Source organism: Xanthomonas sp. CFBP 7698, from assembly GCF_003600855.1.
In the GTDB taxonomy this organism is placed as follows: Bacteria; Pseudomonadota; Gammaproteobacteria; order Xanthomonadales; family Xanthomonadaceae; genus Xanthomonas; species Xanthomonas cannabis.
Genome location: NZ_PRDN01000001.1, coordinates 1,354,989 through 1,375,413, shown reverse-complemented (window position 1 = coordinate 1,375,413; position 20,425 = coordinate 1,354,989). Strand labels below are relative to the sequence as shown.

Annotated in this window: 13 protein-coding genes; 2 read left to right on the top strand and 11 right to left on the bottom strand. The window is 66.9% G+C overall.

The annotated features are described in order from the left end of the window. Positions 1 to 211: 211 nt before the first annotated feature. Genes XnspCFBP7698_RS05830 through XnspCFBP7698_RS05820 form a run of 3 tightly spaced genes read right to left on the bottom strand, consistent with a single transcriptional unit; the run spans position 212 to position 4,361 of the window. Entirely contained in the window at positions 212 to 1,957 is a 1,746-nt protein-coding gene (locus XnspCFBP7698_RS05830) for a hypothetical protein (RefSeq protein ID WP_123137297.1), read from the bottom strand. Beyond that, entirely contained in the window at positions 1,954 to 2,526 is a 573-nt protein-coding gene (locus tag XnspCFBP7698_RS05825; RefSeq protein WP_047697335.1) for a sigma-70 family RNA polymerase sigma factor, read from the bottom strand. Before XnspCFBP7698_RS05825 ends, XnspCFBP7698_RS05830 begins: the two co-directional genes overlap by 4 nt. A 29-nt stretch (positions 2,527 to 2,555) precedes the next feature. Further along, a complete protein-coding gene (locus tag XnspCFBP7698_RS05820) occupies positions 2,556 to 4,361 on the bottom strand; it encodes a VWA domain-containing protein (RefSeq protein ID WP_104579850.1) in 1,806 nt (601 codons plus the stop codon). Between the two features lie 517 nt (positions 4,362 to 4,878). On the opposite strand from XnspCFBP7698_RS05820, the gene XnspCFBP7698_RS05810 reads away from it, so the two are divergent. Both XnspCFBP7698_RS05810 and XnspCFBP7698_RS05805 read left to right on the top strand, forming a co-directional pair. Then, positions 4,879 to 5,943, top strand: coding sequence for a N(4)-(beta-N-acetylglucosaminyl)-L-asparaginase (locus XnspCFBP7698_RS05810; protein ID WP_104579849.1), 1,065 nt, complete (start codon positions 4,879 to 4,881; stop codon positions 5,941 to 5,943). Next, a complete protein-coding gene (locus XnspCFBP7698_RS05805) occupies positions 5,940 to 6,677 on the top strand; it encodes a copper homeostasis protein CutC (protein ID WP_104579848.1) in 738 nt (245 codons plus the stop codon). Before XnspCFBP7698_RS05810 ends, XnspCFBP7698_RS05805 begins: the two co-directional genes overlap by 4 nt. Before the next feature lie 41 nt (positions 6,678 to 6,718). Here XnspCFBP7698_RS05805 and XnspCFBP7698_RS05800 read toward each other — a convergent pair whose 3' ends face one another. The 8 genes from XnspCFBP7698_RS05800 to XnspCFBP7698_RS05765 form a co-directional block, all read right to left on the bottom strand. Next, on the bottom strand, positions 6,719 to 8,230 hold the full coding sequence (locus tag XnspCFBP7698_RS05800; protein ID WP_199680050.1) for a DASS family sodium-coupled anion symporter: 1,512 nt from the start codon (positions 8,228 to 8,230) through the stop codon (positions 6,719 to 6,721). Positions 8,231 to 8,395: 165 nt separating this feature from the next. Further along, positions 8,396 to 8,791, bottom strand: coding sequence for an ATP synthase F1 subunit epsilon (atpC, locus tag XnspCFBP7698_RS05795; protein WP_104579847.1), 396 nt, complete (start codon positions 8,789 to 8,791; stop codon positions 8,396 to 8,398). A gap of 310 nt (positions 8,792 to 9,101) precedes the next feature. Next, complete coding sequence (locus tag XnspCFBP7698_RS05790; RefSeq protein WP_123137296.1) at positions 9,102 to 10,205, bottom strand: sialidase family protein; 1,104 nt, start codon at positions 10,203 to 10,205, stop codon at positions 9,102 to 9,104. 437 nt (positions 10,206 to 10,642) lie between these two features. Beyond that, positions 10,643 to 10,843: a hypothetical protein gene (locus XnspCFBP7698_RS05785; protein ID WP_047697346.1), complete on the bottom strand. Its 201-nt coding sequence runs from the start codon at positions 10,841 to 10,843 to the stop codon at positions 10,643 to 10,645. Positions 10,844 to 11,159: 316 nt separating this feature from the next. After that, positions 11,160 to 12,995 (bottom strand): beta-galactosidase family protein, encoded by a 1,836-nt coding sequence (locus XnspCFBP7698_RS05780; protein ID WP_123137295.1) that lies wholly within the window; start codon positions 12,993 to 12,995, stop codon positions 11,160 to 11,162. A 184-nt stretch (positions 12,996 to 13,179) separates the two neighbouring features. After that, the gene (locus XnspCFBP7698_RS05775) at positions 13,180 to 15,522 is read right to left on the bottom strand and encodes a GH92 family glycosyl hydrolase (RefSeq protein WP_104579844.1); all 2,343 of its coding nucleotides are present in this window, start codon (positions 15,520 to 15,522) and stop codon (positions 13,180 to 13,182) included. A 157-nt stretch (positions 15,523 to 15,679) separates the two neighbouring features. Beyond that, positions 15,680 to 17,137, bottom strand: a complete 1,458-nt coding sequence (locus XnspCFBP7698_RS05770) for a glycoside hydrolase family 125 protein (protein WP_123137294.1) — start codon at positions 17,135 to 17,137, stop codon at positions 15,680 to 15,682. A 482-nt stretch (positions 17,138 to 17,619) separates the two neighbouring features. Next, on the bottom strand, positions 17,620 to 20,280 hold the full coding sequence (locus XnspCFBP7698_RS05765) for a glycoside hydrolase family 3 C-terminal domain-containing protein (protein WP_104579842.1): 2,661 nt from the start codon (positions 20,278 to 20,280) through the stop codon (positions 17,620 to 17,622). Between the last annotated feature and the right edge of the window lie 145 nt (positions 20,281 to 20,425).

Below are 20,425 nucleotides of genomic sequence, written 5' to 3'. Positions count from 1 at the left end.
TGCATCCTGCGGGTGCCGCATCTCGGTATGGTCGAACATAGACAGCCTGGTTGCAGGGATGCTGCGCGCGACATCTGCCAACTTGGGGTCACTGCGTCGCAAGAACTGGATACGGCAGCGCTCCACGCATCGGCAGACGCATCGCGCTTACCTGCGCCACATTCGCGCAGCGCGCATGCGCCGTACCTGCGCCCGGTAGGACCAGGTGCGCTTATGGTTGCGCCGTGCTGATCACTTCGATGCGGACACGGTCTGGCGGCAGGCGTGGTTCACGGATGACGTCCACCGGCGTGGACCAGTCGTGTTGTCGAGCCGCCGCGCGCAGTCGATCGAGCCACTGCCTGAAGGCCGTGGCCTCCGGTTCGCGCGTCCAGATGCGCAGCCGCGCGGGTGCACGAGGGTGGGTATGCAGATATTGGTCGATCCACGCATCCGGCGGCGCCGATAGTGCCACCAGCTGTATCGATGTGCCCGGCGTGGAGACGCTGCTCTCAGTAGCGGCTGTCGTGGAGGTGCCCGCTGGCGCCGCCGGCTTGGCAGCAGCGGATGCTTTGGCATCGTTCGGAGCGCCCGGTTGCGCCGCAGCCTTCGGCACAGGAGAGCGCTCGTGCGCCGGCAGCGACAAGCGCCGCGCGTCCTGCAGCGCCTGCGGTGTGGTCGCGCCGTGCTGCGCGGAGGACACCAGTGTATTGGTGTCCAGTGCCTGGGAGCGTTGCACATCGATGGCCGCTGCCGCATTGCTCCGCGTGCCGACCGGCATCGGGGCTGCCTGGGGCGTCGCAGTACGCGGCGACGCCAGCGTGCCATCGGCCATCGACGCAGGCGCAATACCGTCGGTACTTGAGGACTGCCTCTGCTCGACTGTGGTGCTGGCGATCGGCGCTGGCGGTGCGGGCAGCGCTGGCGGCGCCAACGCAGCTGCAGGTGGCGGTGCAATCGCGGGCGCGGCAGCAGGCGCGGCAGGCGATGGGCGCGCGATGCCGATGGGCGCCGCGCGCGAAGCGGGTGCAGGCATCGGGGGGGATTCCGCAACCGCTGCGGGTGCAGGCATCGGCGGCGGTGCAGCCATCGGGGAGGGCGCAGGTTGGGGCATGCGCTCAACAGCCTCGCTCTGGTCTGGTGGCGCGGGCAGGCGCTGGCCCGTCGCAGGCTGCTTGCCGTCGGCTGCCGTCGCCGTTGCTCCGGTTTCGGCTTCGACTTGCGCTGAAGCCGGCGCTGGCTCATACGCGTCGGCCGGGGCCTGCTGCGGCGCAGTTGCCTGCCAGCGCAGGCCAACACCGACCACCAGCGTGACCGAGGCAGCCAGTGCCACTGCCGGCATCCACCGCTGGCGGCGCGCGCGACCCGGGGCATGGCCGTGCAGCGCAGCGCGTGGCGGCGCGGCGCCACCGGGCGCCGCCGCTGGCGAGGTGAACGATGGCGTTGCCGCGGCCTGCGGCGGAGCCAGCGAAGCCGTGCGTGGCGAGCTATCGGACGACGCGCGATTCGCCGCCTGCTGTACACCGGCTGGCGCAGTGCCGTCGCCGGCCGGTGTCTGGTCACCAACGCAGCCCTGCAACACCGGCGCCACAGGCATCGCGGCCGTGGGTGGCGACGGCGTGTGCTGCTGCAGCCACGCACGCGTGGTGTCGTGCAACGGGGCGCCCAGTGCCTGCGCTGCGTCTTCGCCGTCGCTCATGCGTGCGTGAATGGCTGCACGCTGTGCAGCCTGCGCCTGCTCGGCCTGCGCGGCTGCGGCAGCAAAGACGGCGTTCATCGATGCGGGCGGTTCGAACTGCAGGGTGCCGGGATCTTGCGCTGATCCAAATCCAGCGGCGCTGCGTGCACGGTCGGCCTGCCTGGCGGCCTGCGCAAACCATGCCTGCATGCTGGCCGGCGGTGCATGGGCGGGCAGGGCACGCAGCAGCGTGGCCATGCCGTCTTCGCCCGCGATGAAACGTTCGACGACCGGCTTCATTGCGCAGCGTCCAGGCTCAGGCGCAGCTTGGCAAACGCATAGCGCAGCCGACTCTTGACGGTTTCGAAGCCTTCGTCGACCACCTGCGCGATGTCTTCGACGGACAGGCCGGCGAAGAAGCGCAACACGATCACCTCGCGTTGCGCGTCGGGCAGCGCCATCACCGCGGTGCGCACGCGCTGTTGCTGCTGGCCGAGCATCGCCATCTGTTCGGTGGACAGGTCCTCGTCGGGCAGCTGAAGGTGGCTGTCCTCCAGCGGCACCGAGGTGGTGGTGTCGGCGCGACGGCGCGTATCGATCCAGGCATTGCGCGCGATCTGGAACAGGAAACTGGTGAATGCGGATGCGCCGGGGCGATAATCGCTGCAACGGGTCATCAGCTTGACCCAGGTTTTCTGCGCAAGGTCTTCGGCCTCGCTCAGATTGCCTTCGCACAACCAGGCCAGAAAGTTGAACAGGGCGCGGTTGTGGCGCGTGAACAACTCGGTTGCCGGTTGTTCGACAAAGCCATTGGCGACAAGGAGCATGAGCTCCTCGTCGGGAAGATGCGCAAGATCGGCAGGGTGCATGCGCGCAGTATAGGCAAGCGCCGCGCGCATCAGTCGGTGGTGGCGACGGGCCGGGTGCTCAGCGCGTTGGCCTGCTGCACCATCTGCAGGAAGTCGGCGCGATAGCCGAAGCGGTCCTCGCCCAGACTGCTGGCAGCCAGTGCGCGTACCTGCGGGTAATCCCAGCCACGCAGCTGGTTGCCACCACGCAGACGCTGCCCGAACCCGGCCACCGCCGCAGAAAACCGGAAGGCATCGCTGGTGGCGCTCAGCGCCCGGCGTTGATCGCGGCGGACCACCGTGTCCAGCAGCCGGCTGCGCTGCGCATCGGGCAGTTTGTAGCGCAGTTTGACGTGCGCCAGCTCGCCGTTGAGGGCGCGCGCCTGCGGACGTGCCGCGGCGTTTGCATAGCGCAACGGGTCCACCGATGCGTTGCCATTGGCGGGGGTGATTTCGTACAAGGCGGTGACGGTATGGCCGGCGCCGATGTCGCCTGCATCGACCTGGTCGTTGTTGAAATCCTCATCGCGCAGCGCACGGTTTTCATAGCCGATCAGGCGGTATTCCTTGACGGTGTCCGGGTTGAATTCCACCTGGATCTTGACGTCGCGGGCGATGGTGGCCAGCGTGGCGCCCAGCTCGTGAGTGAGCACCTTGCGCGCTTCCAGCGGTGTGTCGATGTAGGCATAGGCACCGTCGCCGGCATCGGCCAGCTGCTCCATCAGCGTGTCGTTGTAGTTTCCGGTACCGAAGCCGAGCGTGGACAGGGCGACGCCGGAGCGGCGCTTTTCGGCGACCATGCCCTTGAGCTGATCGAAATCGGTGACGCCCACGTTGAAGTCGCCATCGGTGGCGAGCAGGATGCGGTTGATGCCGCCACGCAGAAAACTTTGCTGCGCAGCTTTGTAAGCGAGTTCGATGCCGCTGGCGCCTGCGGTGCCGCCGCCCGATTGCAGGGCGTCGATGGCTTCGACGATCCGGGCTTGCTGGTCGCCCGGCGTGGGCGGCAGCACCACCGCGGTGTTGCCGGCGTAGGTCACCAGGGTGATGCGATCCTTGGCACGCAGCTGCCGCACCAGCAGTTTGAGCGAGGCCTGCAGCAGCGGCAGCTTGTCCGGCGCGTCCATCGAGCCGGAGACGTCGACCAGAAAGACCAGGTTGGCCGGCGGCAGATTCGCGGTGGCGATGTCGCGGCCGGCGATGCCGACGCGCAGCAACAGGCTGTCTTTATTCCACGGTGTGGTCGCCAGTTCGGTGCGCACGGCGAACGGTTGGCCATTGGTGGGCGCCGGGTCGTCGTAGCGGAAGTAGTTGATCAATTCTTCCACGCGCACCGCATCCACCGGCGGCAGGCTGCCTGCGCTGAGGAAGCGGCGCACATTGCTGTAGCTGCCGGTATCGACATCGATGCTGAAGGTGGAGATGGGCTGTTGGGCGGCCTGCACGATGGCGTTGTCGTCGATGTGCTGGTAGCGCTCGCGGTCTTCGGCAGGTGCCGGGATCACCGGTGGCATCGGCATGCGGTTATCCAGTACCGGGCGATGCGCCATCAACGTGGCGGCGGGTGCCTGACGTGACAGGCTGCTGCTGACCGGCGCAGGCATCGCCGGCATCGCAAGGACGGGCGGCTGCGGCGGGCTAGGGGCCGATGGCGCTTCCAGGACATGTGCAGGGGCGGGTGCTGCGAGCTGCGCTTGCGGCCTGACCTCCGGGAGCGAGTCGATCTGGTCGGGTTGCTGCGGTTGCGCGAGCTGTGGCAAGGATTCGGCGCGTGACGGCTCGTCGATCGCTGCAGTGGGTTCGTGCGAGCAGGCGCTCAGCAACAAGGCGAGCGCGATCAGGCTATGACGTGGCATGGGAAATCCTTTGCGTGACGAAGTGGGATGAGTGAACAATCGAGCAGCCCGAGGTCGCCGTGCACTGCGCCTCTGTCAGTGAAACGGGCCAGCGCAGCGAATGGGGTTAACCGGACGAAAGATTTTTTCGCCGGGCCTGGATGCGCTGCGGCAGTGCAGCTGGACCGTTGCCGGTAACCGTGTCGTGACCGGCCTCACTCCCTTCTCCCACCGGGAGCAGGTGGCGCGCAGCGCCGGATGAGGGTGCGGCGAAGAGGACAGCGTCGGCTGCCTCATCTGCGCGGCCAGGCGCGATTCGGCATCGCTGCGCACGGCGCCCTCCGTTGCCGGCCGCGTGTTCGATCCACGCATCGAACACGCGGCGGCCCAGACAGGCTCGGCCCAGTCACGCGACAGTTGTGCGCGGATCCGCACACGACAGCGCCGCAATACGGTTTATCCGCACGCCACGCTGCCGCATGATGGAAGGCTGGTGCCGCACTGCGCGGCCGTTCGTTTCCATCATGGAGTTGCCCGGATGATCCAACGTCGTCACTTCCTCAAGAGCGCCACGCTGGGCGCGATCGCTTCCGGGCTGGCCGGCTGGGGCGCACGCGCGCAGGCCGCAGTGGGCGCCACGCCGGGTGTGCGGCCGTCAGCGCTGCCGCGTGGTGCGGCGCGGGTGATTTCCACCTGGGACTTTGGCGTTGCCGCCAACCAGGAGGCCTGGAAGATTCTCGGCAGCGGCGGCATTGCGCTGGATGCGGTGGAAGCCGGTGTGCGGGTGCCAGAAGCGGACCCGACCAATCCTACCGTCGGCCTAGGCGGTTATCCGGACCGCGACGGGCGGGTGACGCTGGACGCCTGCATCATGGATCACCTGGGCAATTGCGGCGCGGTGGCATCGCTGGAAGATGTGGTGCACGCCATTTCGGTGGCGCGCGCGGTGATGGAGAAAACGCCGCACGTGATGCTGGTGGGCGATGGTGCGCGTCAGTTCGCGCTGGAGCAGGGCTTTCCGAAAACCAGGCTGCTCACCCCAAGCTCGGAAGCGGCCTGGAAGGAATGGTTGAAGACGTCCAAGTATTCGCCGGAAGCCAATGTCGAAAACCGCGCCTGGCGCGATGCCAAGTTGCCCGGCGGTAAGGACAACCACGACACCATCGGCATGCTGGCGCTGGATACGCACGGCAACCTGTCCGGTGCCTGCACCACCAGCGGCATGGCGTGGAAGATGCACGGCCGGGTCGGCGACAGCCCGATCATTGGTGCAGGGTTGTACGTGGACAACGAGGTGGGTGGTGCGACCTCCACCGGCGTGGGCGAGGAAGTGATCCGCAATGTCGGCAGTTTTGCGGTGGTGGAAATGATGCGGCAAGGCAAGTCGCCGGCCGACGCGTGCCGCGAGGTGGTGATGCGGTTGATCCGCCGCAAGCCGGAGCTGACGCGCACTTTGCAGGTTGGCTTTCTGGCGATGAACAAGCGTGGCGAGGTGGGAGCATTCGCCATCCAGAAAGGCTTCAGCTACGCGGTGTGCGATGCACGGCGGCAGGATCTGCTGGTGCCCGGTGAAAGCCACTACACCCAGGAGCCCGCGGCATGAGCGCGGTCGGCCTGGAGGTGGCTGCCGATTCCATCGGTTCGGCAGTGGCAGCGCAACAAGGCGGCGCGATGCGCGTGGAACTCTGCGGCGGCCTGGACGGCGGTGGGCTGACGCCCTCGTTCGGCACGTTGGCGGTGGTGCGCGAGCGCCTGCAGATCCCGTTGTATGTGCTGATCCGCCCGCGCGTGGGCGATTTTGTGTTCAACGCCGACGAGGTGGAGGTGATGCGCCGCGATGTGGAGCAGTGCGTGCGCATCGGTTGCGACGGCGTGGTGCTGGGGGCGCTGGATCGTGATGGCCAGGTCGATCTGGCCACGATGCGCGTGTTGATCGCGGCAGCGGGCACGCTGGGCGTGACCTTTCATCGCGCGATCGATGTCAGTGCGGACCCGGCGTGTGCGCTGGAGGATGCGATCTTGCTGGGCTGCGAGCGTGTGCTGACTTCCGGTGCGCGTCCCAGCGCCGTGGAGGGGGTGGACGTCATCGCCGCGCTGGTGCAGCAGGCGGCCGGCCGCATCGGCATCATGCCGGGTGCCGGCGTGTCTGAACACAACATCGCTGCCTTGCGGACCCGGACCGGCGCCTGCGAATTCCACGCCTCCGCACGCGGGGCGGTCGCGGCGCAGGTGCCTAGGCCGCATCCTCATATCACCGATCTCGGTGGCGACTATCAGCGTACCGACGTGGCGCGCGTGCGGCGGATGGTGGAGCTACTGCGGCAGCCGGGGGATTAGAGCGTCCCCTGTCACGCACCCGCATCAGGCCCGTCTTGCCTCTACCAGAGGCCCAGCAGCTTCCACCATGCATTGCCTACCGTTGCGTAGATCACCAGCTCGACCACGCACATGGTCAGGCCGACGCGCCACCACATGCCAAGCGGGACGTAGCCGCTGCCGAAGATGATGGGGGAGGTGCCGGTGGCGTAATGCGTGAGCGTCATCATGATCGTCGACCCGGCCACCATCATCAGCAGGAACGGGATCAGATAGGCAGGGGGCACCAGCGCGGCGCCAACTGTCAGAAACGCAAGCAGCATTGCGCTGATATGCGCGGTGGTGCTTGCAAAGAAATAATGGGAGAACACGAACAGCAGGACCAGCACCGTCGCTGCGGTTTCCCATCCCATGCCCGAGGCCTGGATTCCGTCACGCAGCAAAGCGGAAAACCAGGCGATGACGCCGGTTTTGTTCAGTTGCTCGGCCATCATCACCAGGGCACCGAACCAGATCAGGGTATCCCACGCGCTTTTCTCGGCGAGCACGTCGTCCCAGTCGATGGTCCCGGTAATGAGCAGCACGAACAGGCCTGCGAAGGCCACGACGGTGGGGTCCAGGGTCAACGCCGGACCGAACAGCATGGCCGGTACGTTTGCCCACAGGGTGAGCAGCAGCAGGAAGGTCGCGATCATGACCCGCTCCTTGCCCGACATCGGGCCCATGCGCGTGAGCTCGGTCTTGGCATATACGACGGCATCGGGCGTGGATGTGACTTCCGGCGGCGCAATATGCAGCAACAACAACGGCATGAGTGCGAGGCAGAGCAGGCCCGGTAGTGCCATGCCCAATGCCCACGTTGTCCATGACAGGTGGAAGGTCTGGTTGGTGACTTTCGCCACATAGTCGACCACCAGTGGATTGGGCGCCGTTGCGGTCAGAAACATGCCGGAGGTGATGGTGTTGGCGTGCATGTTCACCAGCGACAGATATGTACCCATCTTCCGTTCGGTCCCTTGCGCCGGCTCGGAGCCAAATGCGGTCGCAATGGATTTCATGATGGGGTGGACGATGCCGCCGCCCCGGGCGGTATTGCTTGGCGTAAAGGGCGCCAGGATCAATTCGCATGCAGCTAGTCCATAGCCGATGCCCAACGTCCTGCGCCCGAGCAGCGAGATGAAGATCAGGCCGATCCGGTTTCCCAATCCCGTCTTCTTCAACCCTCTTGAGATCAGCACTGCCACCACGATCAGCCAGATCAGCGGGTTGGACAGGCTGGCCAGTGCGTCGGCGATCGCCCCCTTCGACGACTCCGAGGTGACCTCGGACAGCGCGATGATCGTCATGGCCATCATCGCCATGACACCAATGGGCATCACCTTGAGCACGATCGCAACGATGGTGGTCAGGAAGATCGCCAACAGTGACCAGCCGTTCTCGCTCAGCCCCTGCGGTGTGGGGATCAGCCGCAAGGTGATCAAGACTCCCGTGGTCGCCACCGCAGGTGCGATGCGAAACGGGACAACACCCGAAAAATACTGCACGGCAGCCTGCAGACGCCGGGGGATTTTCATATGCGGTTCCTCATGGGGTATCACGGGATGCACGCCTGTCCGCGAGGCCCCGCCATAGCGTCTGGCCTGCGCGGATCGGCGCATCGCACACGACCGCAACGCGTCGGTCGCATGCCGTCAGGCGGTCTGTCATCGTGGAGTGAATGCCGGCGCCCGCCGATTGCTTCAGGCAGTCCGCTCGCCGGTTGCCCTGCCCGCAAGGGCACCGGCCATCGGTGATTGATCAATCGACGCTGCCACTGCCAGGCGGCCCTGCGGGATGGTCTGCGATAGAGCGGCAAGTTCCGCGATGACCGTGACCTTGTCTGGCTGCACTTCCACCAGTCCTCCAGACACGTAGACCCAGAGCGCCTGCGCGTCGGGCAGGCGGATCATGGCCATGCCTTCTTGCAGGGTTGCCAGCATGGGCGCATGCCCGGCCATGACACCGAAGCGGCCGGCCGTGCCGGGGAGCTCCACTTGCCGAGCCTGGCCCGCCCACACGGCGCCCCCCAGGCTGACGATTTCGACGGCCAGCGTCGGCCTGTCCTGCGAAACAGGAGGGTGAGGGACTGTCGACATGTTCGATCCTGCGCGGAGGGGAATTCCAAGCTACGTCGCCGGATCGCAGCCCGCATTGATCGAACGCAAGTCGCTGGCCTTGCGCATGCCTTGTCGTACGAGGGGGCTTGCCGAACCCGACCCGGACTGCGGCAGCCGGCTTGCCCATCCCTTGGTCTGCCGTCGCGGGTGCGCGTGATGGATCGGGCAGTGCCGTCTTGCTGAGCCCAGCCGGGCCACGCATGACCAATGTTCCCCACGGCATGCACCCCTGCAGGCGGCACCTACGAGCGATCAGGGCATCGCGTGTGCCGCGATCACGCAGGCGCGATCACGGGCGTAGCGGCGGTGCAGCGCCGTTGGCAACGCTGGCATTGTCGCCAGAGCCCAGCCGCGCCGGATCGATCACCACATGCCTGATGCGCTGGCGTTTCCAGGTGTAGCTGATGTGCACCAGGCCATCGCGGGTCTGGATCACTGCGGGATACGAGAATTCGTCCTTGGCGCTGTCTTCCAGTGTCAGCACGCGCCGCCATTGCAGGCCGTCGTCAGACACGGCCACGGCCAGGGTACCGCGGCCCTCCCACCAGTCCTTGCCGGCAACTGCCGGGTTGTAGACCAGCAGGGAGCGGCCATCGCGCAGCAGCACCGCATCGGTGCCGGAATTGGGGTTTTGCACATCGAGCAACTGCATTGGCTGCCAGTGCAGGCCGCCATCGTCGGAGAACGTGCTGAAGAGCTTGTTCTGCTGGCTGCGGCCCAGCGCCTGCACGCGGCCATTCGCATGCAGCAACAGGCTGGGCTGGATCGCGCCGATCAGTGCCGGGTCGTTGAGCGGCATGCCGCGTTGCCAGTGCGCGCCATCGTCGTCGCTCCATTCCAGATGTGCGCGCCAGCCGCGGTCTTCGCTGCTGCTGGGTGCCAGGATGCGCCCGCCGGGCAGTTGCACCGGCTTGTTCTTGATCGGCCCGAGGATGCCGTCGGGCAGGCGTTGCGGAGACGACCAGTGCGCACCGTCGTCGCTGGAGGTCATGCGCAGGCCCCACCACTGCCGCGGGTTGGGGCCGAGTTTGTAATACAGCTGCACCGGCCCGCTGGCCGACTGGAACAGCACCGGGTTCCAGGCCGGCACAGTCACGCCACCGGTGCCGGCACGCGCGCCGTCGGCGATGCGGCGGGGTAACTGCCAGTGCTGCGCGTCGCGCTGGCTGAGCCAGATGCCGACGTCCGCTGCGCCTTCATGCGCGCCGCCGAACCAGGCGGCCAACAGGTGGCCGTCGCGGGTTTCCAACAACGTGGAGGCATGCGCCTGCGGTGTGGGTGCGGGGTCGGCGATGAACTCGCTGAGCACGATTGGCGACAGCGGCGCCTGTGCCTGCGCAGTGCATGCGGCAAGGCTGGCAACAGCGCTGATCAGCAGGCATGGCAGACGCATCGTGGTCGAGTCCCGTGCGGATGTGAAGCCTCTTATCATCCACCAAAGACCGCGTGTAGTGAGTATCCCCGGAGCAGGCGGTCGCTGACCACGGCGCACGTCACGATCGCATGACACCCGCTCATTCCGCTGCGCTGGCTGGTGGCACGCGGCAATGGCGGTGCGTCGCCGTCAGCGTCGGAATGAAAACTCCATTGCATGAAGCGTGCAGGCAGGACGAAGCGCCGGGCAGTCGTCGCCGGTCGCTCTCGATTGCGGTGAGGTGACTCGCGCGGCCGTCACCGTGGCTGGACGTGCTGGCCGTCAGCACGCTGGGCCGTCGCCAACGCCTGTCTGCACGCGCCGTGTTCAAGCACGGCGTTCGTACGTGTGAGTGTGCCGCCCACGCACAGCCCGCCACAGGCCTGGCCTGCGGCGTCAATGATCGAGACGACTGCTCAGGCGTTGCTGTCGTCGCGCACTTGCGGCGGCAACAGTGTCTGCGGCTTCTTGGCCGACTGGGTCTGGCACAGGAAGGTCATCATGTGCGCCGCTTCGGTGCTGCCCATCGGCTTGCTGTGGACCTGTTCTGCGAACGCGTGCTGGGTGTGCTCCGGACCTGCGGGAACGGATTCTTGCGTAACGGTGGACGAGGACATGCAACGCTCCTGGAACCTGCAATCAAGCCGTCCACGTAGCAACCAGAGCGCCCCCGTAACGGTGTCAGCCGGTGATCTTGCCTGGAATCTGCGCCGTCCGATACCTGGTGGTACGGGCGGCGCAGCGGCACCGGACGTTCTGATAACGGCGGGTGCGGCGCGGTCTGAAGGCCGCGTCGGGCGCTGCTGTTGCGGCAGTTGCCTGGCGTTGGGGGTGGCGTGGTGCCTGGGTACGCCGGCTGCTGCGCGTGCGCCGGGTTCACCACTAGCCAACCACCGATAGCCGCAGACCTTTAGCGCGCGATTTCGCCGGGCTTTAGTCCTTCGGTTTGATCCACACCTGCTGCTTCAAGCCGCGCACGCTGGGCCTGGGCGTACTGTCCAGGTCGAACACCACCACGGTGTTGTCGCCCTTGCGCTGGAACGGGGCAGGGAAATACAGCGCGGCCTGCGGGCCGATGGCCCAGTGGCGGCCGAGGTTGACGCCGTTGGCCCAGGCAAAACCCTTGCCGAAGGCGCGCATGTCCAGGTAGGTGTCGGTGGGCGTGCCGATGCGCAGCGTGCCGCGATGGAAGGCCGGGCCTTGCACCGGCTTGCGGGTCCAGCCGCGGATGCTGTCGGGGGCGCGCATCGGCAGCGGGAAGGCCTGCCAGCCGGTGAGGGGCTGGTTGTTTAACAGCACCGGGTCGACCAGTCCGGCGCGGCCGTCGGCCATGCGCGGGCCGTAATTGATGCGGCCGCTGTTTTCGACCAGGACATCGAGGGTGTGTTGGCCGGCCGGAATATCCACGTCGATGGACACCTGTTGCAGACGCCGTTCGACGCTACCGACCGGTTGTTGATCCACATACACACGCGCCACGTCGCGCACGTCGCCCAGATACAGCGGACCCTTGCGCGGGCCGGCGATGGTGGTGCGGTAGAGGATGTAGCCGTAATCCTGGCCGAAGTGCTCCATCGGCTGCGGGGTGTCGATGGCGATCGGGGCGGGCAGGTTGTCCCACAGCGAGGCGGATTCGCGCAGCGGGGTTTCCGGCAGGGCGGCCATGGCAATCGGCGCGGGCAATGCGGGCGGTTGTACGCCGGTGACGCGGGTGATGGCGTCGCGCATCAGCGCGAACTTGGGCGTGGGGTGACCGGCCTCGTCGAGGATGGCGTCGTAGTCGTAGCTGGTGGTCTGCGGCGCGTAGTGGTCGCTGGGATTGCCCTGGAAATTGGCGCCATTCATGAAGCCGAAACTGGTGCCGCCGATGAACATGTAGAGGTTGGCCGAGTGGCCCTGGCGCAGGATCCATTCCAGTTCTTCGGTCTGTTGCCTGGCATCGGTTGCGGCATGCGGCTTGCCCCAATGGTCGAACCAGCCGGCCCAGTATTCGCCCACCATGCGCGGTTGCTCGGGGCGGAACTTGATCAGCTTGTCGAACGCGCTCTTGGCTTCGCCTGGCGCAAAATTCACCACGGCCAGGGTGTCGGGCAAGGTGCCGTTGGCGAGCATGTCGGCGCCATCGGAGGTGAACAGCAATGCCTTGTCGAAGCCGGCCTTGACGTACATGGCGCGGTTGTCGGCCATGTATGCGTGGTCGTCGGCGTAGGAGCCGTATTCGTTCTCCACCTGCACGGCGATGATCGGGCCGCCGTTGTGGTTGAGCAGCGGCTGCACCTGCTTGGCTACTGCGTCCAGATAGGCCTGGCTGGCGGCGAGGAAGCGCGGGTCGCGGCTGCGCACGCGGATGTTGTCCTTGCCGAACAACCAGGCCGGGTAGCCACCGGCTTCCCACTCGGCGCAGGCGTAGGGGCCCGGGCGCAGGATGACGTTGAGGCCTTGCGCGGCAGCCTCGCGCACGAACGCGGCGACATCGTTGTTGGCGTCGAAATCGAACTGGCCTTGTTGCGGCTCCACCAGGTTCCAGAACACGTAGGTCTCGACGGTGTTCAGGCCCAGGGCGCGCGCCTTCTGCAGGCGGTCTTTCCAGTAGGCACGCGGGATGCGCTGGAAGTGGATGGCGCCGGAGAGGATCTGGTAAGGCTTGCCGTCGCGCACGAACTGCGTGCCCTGCGTGCCGAAGGCCGGCCAGGATTGGGGCGTTGCAGCAGCGGCGGGCAGCGCGAGCGCCAGGGCCAGGACCAGGGGAGCAAGAGTGGTACGCAGCATGGAGGTCTCGATGTAGGTGGGGCCGGTGGTGCGGGTGGATGGAGGCGCTGGTGTTTGCGTTCTGCCCTCATCCGCCCTGCGGGCACCTTCTCCCGCTTGCGGGAGAAGGGAGAGCAATGCCCGCTTGCGGGAGAAGGACGCGCAATGCCTGCTTGCGGGAGCACGCGGCAGTTGTGCAATCACGTTACGCAAACGACGGTGGCAGATCCTTCTTGTCAGCGCCGAAGGCCGGGTTCGGTTTGGGTCCCATCGCAAATTCCAGCGTGCCACCGGCGGCCAGCTCGGTGTGGCGCAGCCAGGCGCGGGTGAGCGGCTTGCCGTTCCAGGTCAGCGATTGCACGTACACGTTCTGCGCGCTGTTGTTGTTGGCCACGATGCGCAGGGTGCGGCCGTTGCCCACATCCAGCGTGGCACGCTTGAACAGCGGGCTGCCCACGATGTAGTTGCCGCTGACCGGATCCACCGCATACAGGCCGAGCGCGCTGAGCACGAACCACGCACTCATCTGCCCGCAATCTTCATTGCCAGACAGGCCGTTGCGCGCGTCGTGGTACTGCTCGCGCAGCAAGCGGCGCACCATCGCCTGGGTCTTGTACGGTTGCCCGGCGTAGGCAAACAGGTACGCCACGTGGTGACTGGGCTCGTTGCCGTGCGCGTACTGGCCGACTAGGCCGTCGATGTCCGGCGGTGCGTCGGCGGGCAGGTCGGAACTGGTGGAAAACAGCTCGTCCAGCTTGGCGACGAAGCCGTCGCGGCCGCCGTACAAGTCCATGTAGCCGTACAGGTCGTGCTGATTGAGGAAGGTGGCCTGCCAGGCATTGGACTCGGTGAAATCGCGCCACTTGGCGATATGCCCCATGCCACGCGGGTCGAACGGTGTGGCCCAGCTGCCGTCGGCAAGCCGCGCCTGCACGAAGCCGCTGTCGCGATTGAAGACGTTGCGGTAATTGCGCGAGCGTTCGCGCAATGCGCGTGCATCGTCGCTGGCACCTGCGGCTTGCGCCAGATGTGCGCAGGCCCAGTCGTCGTAGGCATATTCGAGCGTGCGGCTGACCGCTTCGTCCACCTTGTCGGCCGGGATATAACCGAGTTTTCGATATTCGCCCAAGCCATGCGTGGTGTCGTCCATCGCCCGTTTGCGGTACGCCGGCCACGCGGCCTTGTAGTCGATGCCGGTGAAGCCCTTGGCGTGCGCTTCGGCCAGGACCACGGCCGAGTGGTAGCCGATCATGCAGCCGGTTTCCACGCCTTGCAGCGGCCAGATGCCCACGCCGTCCGGGCATTCGTTGGCGCCGCGCACCAGGCATTGCACCAGGTCGGGCACGCGCTCGGGCTGCACCAGCGTGAGCAGCGGATGCGCGGCGCGGTAGGTGTCCCACAACGAGTAGGTGCTGTAGTTGTGGTAGCCGGCAGGCGCGGTGTGGATCTGCAGGTCCATGCCGCGGTAGCGGTTGTCCACGTCGGAGAACAGCGTGGGCGCCAGCAGGCTGTGATACAGGCCGGTGTAGAAGATGCGCCGTTGTGCGTCGTCGTCGCTGTCGATGCGCACGCGGGCCAGCTCTTTTTCCCAGGCGGCCACGGCTTGTGCGTGCACGCGGGCGAAGTCGAAGTCGGGCAATTCGGCGTCGAGGTTGGCCAATGCGTTGTCGGCACTGACCGCGGAAATGCCGACCTTGATCAGCAGCGGTGCGTCGGATGCATCGGGGAAGTGCAGTGCGGCCTTGAGATGCGTGCCGTCGCTGCTGCGCGCATCGGCAGCCAGCGGTTGGTCTTCGTTGTACAGCTGCACGCGCGCGAATGGGCGTGAGACGCGCAGCGCGAAGTAGATGTAACGCCCCTTGGCCCATTGATAGACGCGACGCCCGCCGGTGAGGGTCTGCGCATCGACCACGCGCAGCTGCGCATCGCTGACGCGGGTGGGGATGCCCGGTTTGTCCTGCATGCCGTGGCACAGGTCCAGCAGCACGTGCGCCGGCTTGCCCTTGGGGAAGTGGTAACGGTGCAGGCCTGCGCGCGCGGTGGCGGTGAGCTCGGCATGCACGCCGCTGTCCTTGAGGCGTACGCGGTAGTAACCGGGCGATGCGGCTTCATCGGCATGGTCGTAGCGCGAGCGGTAGCCGGCGTCCGGATTGTCGAGCGGGCCGGGCACCAGCCTGACTTCGCCGGTGGCGGGCACCAGCAGGAAGTCCAGCATGTCGCCGATGCCGGTGCCGGACAGATGCGTGTGCGAGAAGCCCATGATCGAGCCGTCGGACTCGTGATAGCCCGAACACGAATCCCACACCGCGTTGTAGGTGTCCGGGCTCAGCTGCACCATGCCGAACGGCAGCGTGGCGCCGGGGAAGGTGTGGCCGTGGCCACCGGTACCGATGAAGACATCGACATGGCGGGTGAGATCGGCGCGGGTGCGCGCGTCGGCCGGCAGCGCGTAGTTGCCGGCGCGCGCGCGGGCCATGCCAGGCAGGCCGACGCTACCGAACAGTGCTGCGGCGATGGCGCCTTGGAGAAAACCGCGTCGTGTTGCCATGTGTGTGGTCTCTGATGTCGCGAAGTGGGTGCGCCGTACCCTCATCCGCCCTTCGGGCACCTTCTCCCCATGAAGGGGACCGAGGTCCCGAGGGGAGAAGGGAAGATCAAGCGCTGCGCGGTGACGCATGCGAAGGGCGGTCAGGCCCTTTGCAACATCAGGCGCTACGCAGCAGCTGGGGTTTGCGTTGATGCAGGTCGATGATCAGTTCGCCGAACAAGGTGTTGGCCCAGGCGAACCAGTCGCGGGTGAAGGTGCTCGGGGTGTCCTTGTCGAACGCCTCGTGCATGAAGCCGGTGCCGGCGTGGGTGGTTTTCAGCCACTGCAGGCATTGGCGCAGCTGTGCGTCGTCGTCGCTGACCAGCGCGTACTGCACGATGGACATCGGCCAGATGGTGCCCATGCCGCTGTGCGGGCTGCCCACGCCCTCGGCGGCGGTGCCGCGCGAGAAATACGGGTTGCGCTCGCTCCAGGCCAGCTGGCGGGTGCGCAGGAACACCGGGTCGGCGCGATCGCAACAGCCCAGGTAGGCCAGGCTGAGCAGACCGGGGGCGTTGGCGTCGTCGATGAAGAGCTGGTTGCCGAAGCCGTCCACTTCGAATGCCCAGTACGCCTGCCCATCGCTGTCGCGCAGCTGCCCGAACTGGCGGGTGGCGGTTTCCACTTCATCGGCCAGTGCGGTGCAGTCGGCGGCGAAAGCCGTGTCGCGATGCAATGCCGTGCTCATCGCGGCCAATTGCCGCAGCGAGGTCACCGCAAACAGATTGGCCGGCACGAACAACGGAAACACACAGGCATCGTCGGAGGGACGGAACATCGAGTGGATCATGCCGTTGGGTTTGGTCGGCTGGCCGTAGCCTTCCAGTACCAGCGTTTCGGTAGCCAGCGGGGAGGGGCGCTGGAATACGTACGGGCCGCGGTTGTCCTTGCGCTGCTGCTCGCGGAAGGTGCGCACCACCACGTGCATCGCTTCGCGCCAGTCGTCGTCGAACGGTGCGGCATCGCCGGTGGCGCGCCAGTATTCGTGCGCGATGCGGATCGGGTAGCACAGCGAATCCACTTCCCACTTGCGCTCGCCCACGCCGGGCTTCATCTCGGTGATGTCGTTGAGCGACCACTTCAGGCGCTGGGTCTGGCCATCGGGCAGGAAGGCGTTGGCGTAGGGGTCGAGCTTGATGCACGCGGCCTGGCGCTGGATCAGGCCATGAAACATGCGCCGCAACGCAGGGTCGCGCCTGGCCAGCGGCACATACGGGTGCACCTGCGCAGACGAATCGCGCAGCCACATCGCATGGATGTCGCCGGTGATGACGAAGGTGTCTGGCTTGCCGTTGCGGGTGCCGGTTTCCACGGTGGTGTCGAGCGTGTTGGGGTAGCAGTTCTCGAACAGCCAGGCCAGTTCCGGGTCGGCGATCTGCGCCTTGATCTGCACGATCTGCTGCTCGACCGCCTTGCTGACGAAGCGGCGCTGCGCCTTGGGCGGACGCTTGCTGACGAAGGCGCCGCCGGCAGTGGACGCACCTGCGGCAGGCGCGGCCGCGAACGCGGGCAGGGCGCTGGCCAGCAGGCCGGCGCCGGCGCCGAGCAGCTGAAGGATGTCGCGGCGGGTATGCATGACCTCAAGACTCCATGGTTCGACCGGCGATCCGCACGACCCTCATCCCTGCGCTGGCGGCCGCCACACGGCAACTGGAGCGATGAGACCTATGCATGACCAATTCCCGATGACCATACAACGTGTGCGCCGAATGTGCATAGTGCGCCCGCACAATTCGTTGCCGTATGCGGGCCGTTTCGATGGCGGAGTGGCGGGCTGGTCCGCGGCCTTCCCATCTGCACGCAGGCCGCGACCCGTCTTCGAGAACGCCCGCCGGGCGCCACGGCCTCCGCCCTGCAGCCCGCACGTCGGCACTCGCTCCGGCTGCCTTGCAGCGGGCATCGTCAGTGCCGATCAACGCGCCGACAGGGGGCGTAGGCATACACGTCGCTGCCTCTAGCCGACGTGGTGCGTCGCCGACACTTCACCGACGTCCGCGCACCTGTTGTCCACCTGCGCCGGAATGGCCGGCGACTGCGTGCGTCCGCTCGATGCGGCGCCTACTTCGGCAACGGCGAACGCCCCGAGATCGAGAACGCCGCCGCATCGCCGGCTACGCCGGTGCCCGGCTGCCCACCGCCGACAAACACCCGGTAATCGCCGGCTTCCACCGCGCGTTGTCCGGTGCGGTCCACGTCGCTCAGCGCACGCGCATCCAGCGTGAAGGTGAGTTCGCGCTGTTCGCCCGGTTTGAGGTGCACGCGTTGGAAGCCGACCAGGCTGCGCAGCGGCGACTGTGGGCGGTCCGGGTATTGCAGATACACCTGCGCCACTTCATCGCCAGCGCGCGTGCCGGTATTGCGCACGGTGGTGGTCACCTGCAGCGTGCTGCCGGCCTGCAGCGTGGTGGTGGACAGGCGCGGCGGCGCATACGCAAAGCTGGTATAGCTCAGCCCGTAGCCGAACGGAAACAGCGGCTCGCCCTTGAAGTAGCGGTAGGTGCGGCCCTTCATATCGTAGCTGACGTACGCCGGCAGGTCCTTGGTGGAGCGGTAGAACGTCACCGGCAGGCGCCCGCCGGGGTTGTCGTCACCAGCCAGCGCACGGGCAATCGCGGTGCCGCCGGACTGGCCCGGGTACCACGCGGCCACGATCGCATCGGCGTGGGTCTTGGCCCAGTTCACCGCCACTGCGCTGCCGCTCATCAACACCACCACCAGCGGCTTGCCGGAGGCCTTTGCGCGTTCCAGCAGGGCTTGCTGCGGGGCGGGCAGGGCGATGTCGTTGCGGTCGCCACCGTCGAAGCCGGGTACATCAATGCGCAACTCTTCGCCTTCCACATCCGGCGACAGGCCGACGAAGGCCACCACCGCGTCGGCCTGTGCCACGGCCTGCTCCGCTTCGGCCAGTTGCGCCGCGGCAGGAGCCAGCCATTCCAGGCGCACGCCCTGGTCCTGGCCGCGGTGCTCCATTTCCAGGCGGATCTTGCGCGGCCGGGTATCGTCGAAATGCAGCACGGTTTCCACGCTGCGGCCGTCGGCGTTATGCATGCCGGCCGGCACGTGCTTGTCTTCCGCATTGCCGGCAACCACCAGTTTGTCGTCGATGTACAGCCGCACCGGGTCGTGGCCGCTGCAATCGAAGCAGCGCGCCACGCGCACCGCCAGGGTGTAATCGCCGGCACCGGGCGGCAGCAGTTCGCCGCTCCAGCGCACGGCGTAACGATCCGCCGGTACGCCCTTGGCCGGGGCGACCTGGTCCCAGTTGAAGCTCACCACGCGGTCCTGCCGCACCACGCGTGCCGCGCCGCTCATGTCCACGTTGTCGAAATATTCGCCACGCAGCCCCGGCTTGCCGTCGCTGCGCAGTGCGGTCTCCGGAATCATGCCCGGCACGCCGGCGGCCAACGGCGCGCCTTGCGCGTAGCGCACCTGCTGGGTGCCGAAGCGCTCGCGCAGGCCGAGCAGTGGCGTCACCGGCGCAGCGGAGGTGCCCTGGTAGTTGGCCTCCAGCGCGGCCAGCGCGTCTGCATTGGGTCCGACTACCGCCAGCCGCGTGCCGGCTTTCAGCGGCAGCGTGGCATTGGCGTTTTTGAGCAGCACGATCGATTCGGCAGCCGCCTGCAAGGCCAACGCACGGTTGGCGCGGCTGTCGATGTCCTTGGCACCCAGCCGCGCATACGGATCCTTGCGCGGGGCTTCCAGTTCGCCCAGCCGATAGCGTGCGGAAAACAGGCGCACCAGCGATTGATCGAGCAGCGCTTCGTCCACTTCGCCGCGTTCGATGGCGGTCCCGAGGTCGCGATAGGCATGCCCGCAGTTGAGATCGTGCCCGGCCTTGAGCGCTGCGGCGGACGAGCCGGCATTGTCGGGGCGGAAGTAATGGAACTGGGTCATGTCGTCCACCGCATCGCAGTCGGACACCACAAAGCCCTTGAAGCCCCAATCCCCACGCACGCGGCCGTTGAGCAGCCAGTCGGCCGCGCACGCCGGGGTGCCGTGCAGCGAGTTGTACGCACACATCACCGAGCCGGCCTGGCCCTCGACCAGCGCCGCGCGGAAGGCCGGCGTGTAGGTCGCCTCCACATCGCGCGGCGAGACATCCACATCGAACCCATGCCGCCCCGGCTCCGGGCCGCTGTGCACGGCGATGTGCTTGGGCGTGGCGATCGTGCGCGGGTGGTCGAGATCATCGCCCTGCAAACCGCGGATGAAACCGACCGCCAGTTGCCCGGTGAGGAAAGGATCCTCGCCGTAGGTTTCCATGCCACGGCCCCAACGCGGGTCACGGAAGATGTTGATGTTGGGCGACCAGATGGTCAGCCCGGCGTAGCGCGGGTGGTCCTTGCCGGGGCCGCCGGCCTGGTTGAACTTGGCGCGCGCTTCGGTGGAGACCACGGTGCCCACCTGCTGCATCAGTGTGGTGTTCCAGCTCGCCGCCAGGCCAATGGCCTGCGGAAACACCGTGGCATAGCCATTGCGGGCGATGCCGTGCAGGCCTTCGCTCCACCACTCGTAGGCGGGGATGCCCAGGCGTGGAATCGCCGGTGCATCGTTCATGGCCTGGGCGACCTTTTCGTCGCGGCTCATCTGCGCCACCAGCGCGGCGGCGCGCTGTTCGGGAGTGCTGCTGCGGTCGGCGGGCGCGGCAAGTGCGAGACAGGGCAGGCCAAGGCTCAGGCTCAGTGCCATGGCAAGACGCGAGACAAACACGGATGACATCGATCTACTCCTGCGCAGCGGTGAGATCCGCCGGGCGTTGTTCTGTGAGTGCCGCAAGGGGCTGCGGCAGGGTGGGGATGCAGCGCGGCGGTGTCATGCACGCCGTTGGGTGGGGGGCTGTTGCTGGTGGCGCGGTGCGCCCTCA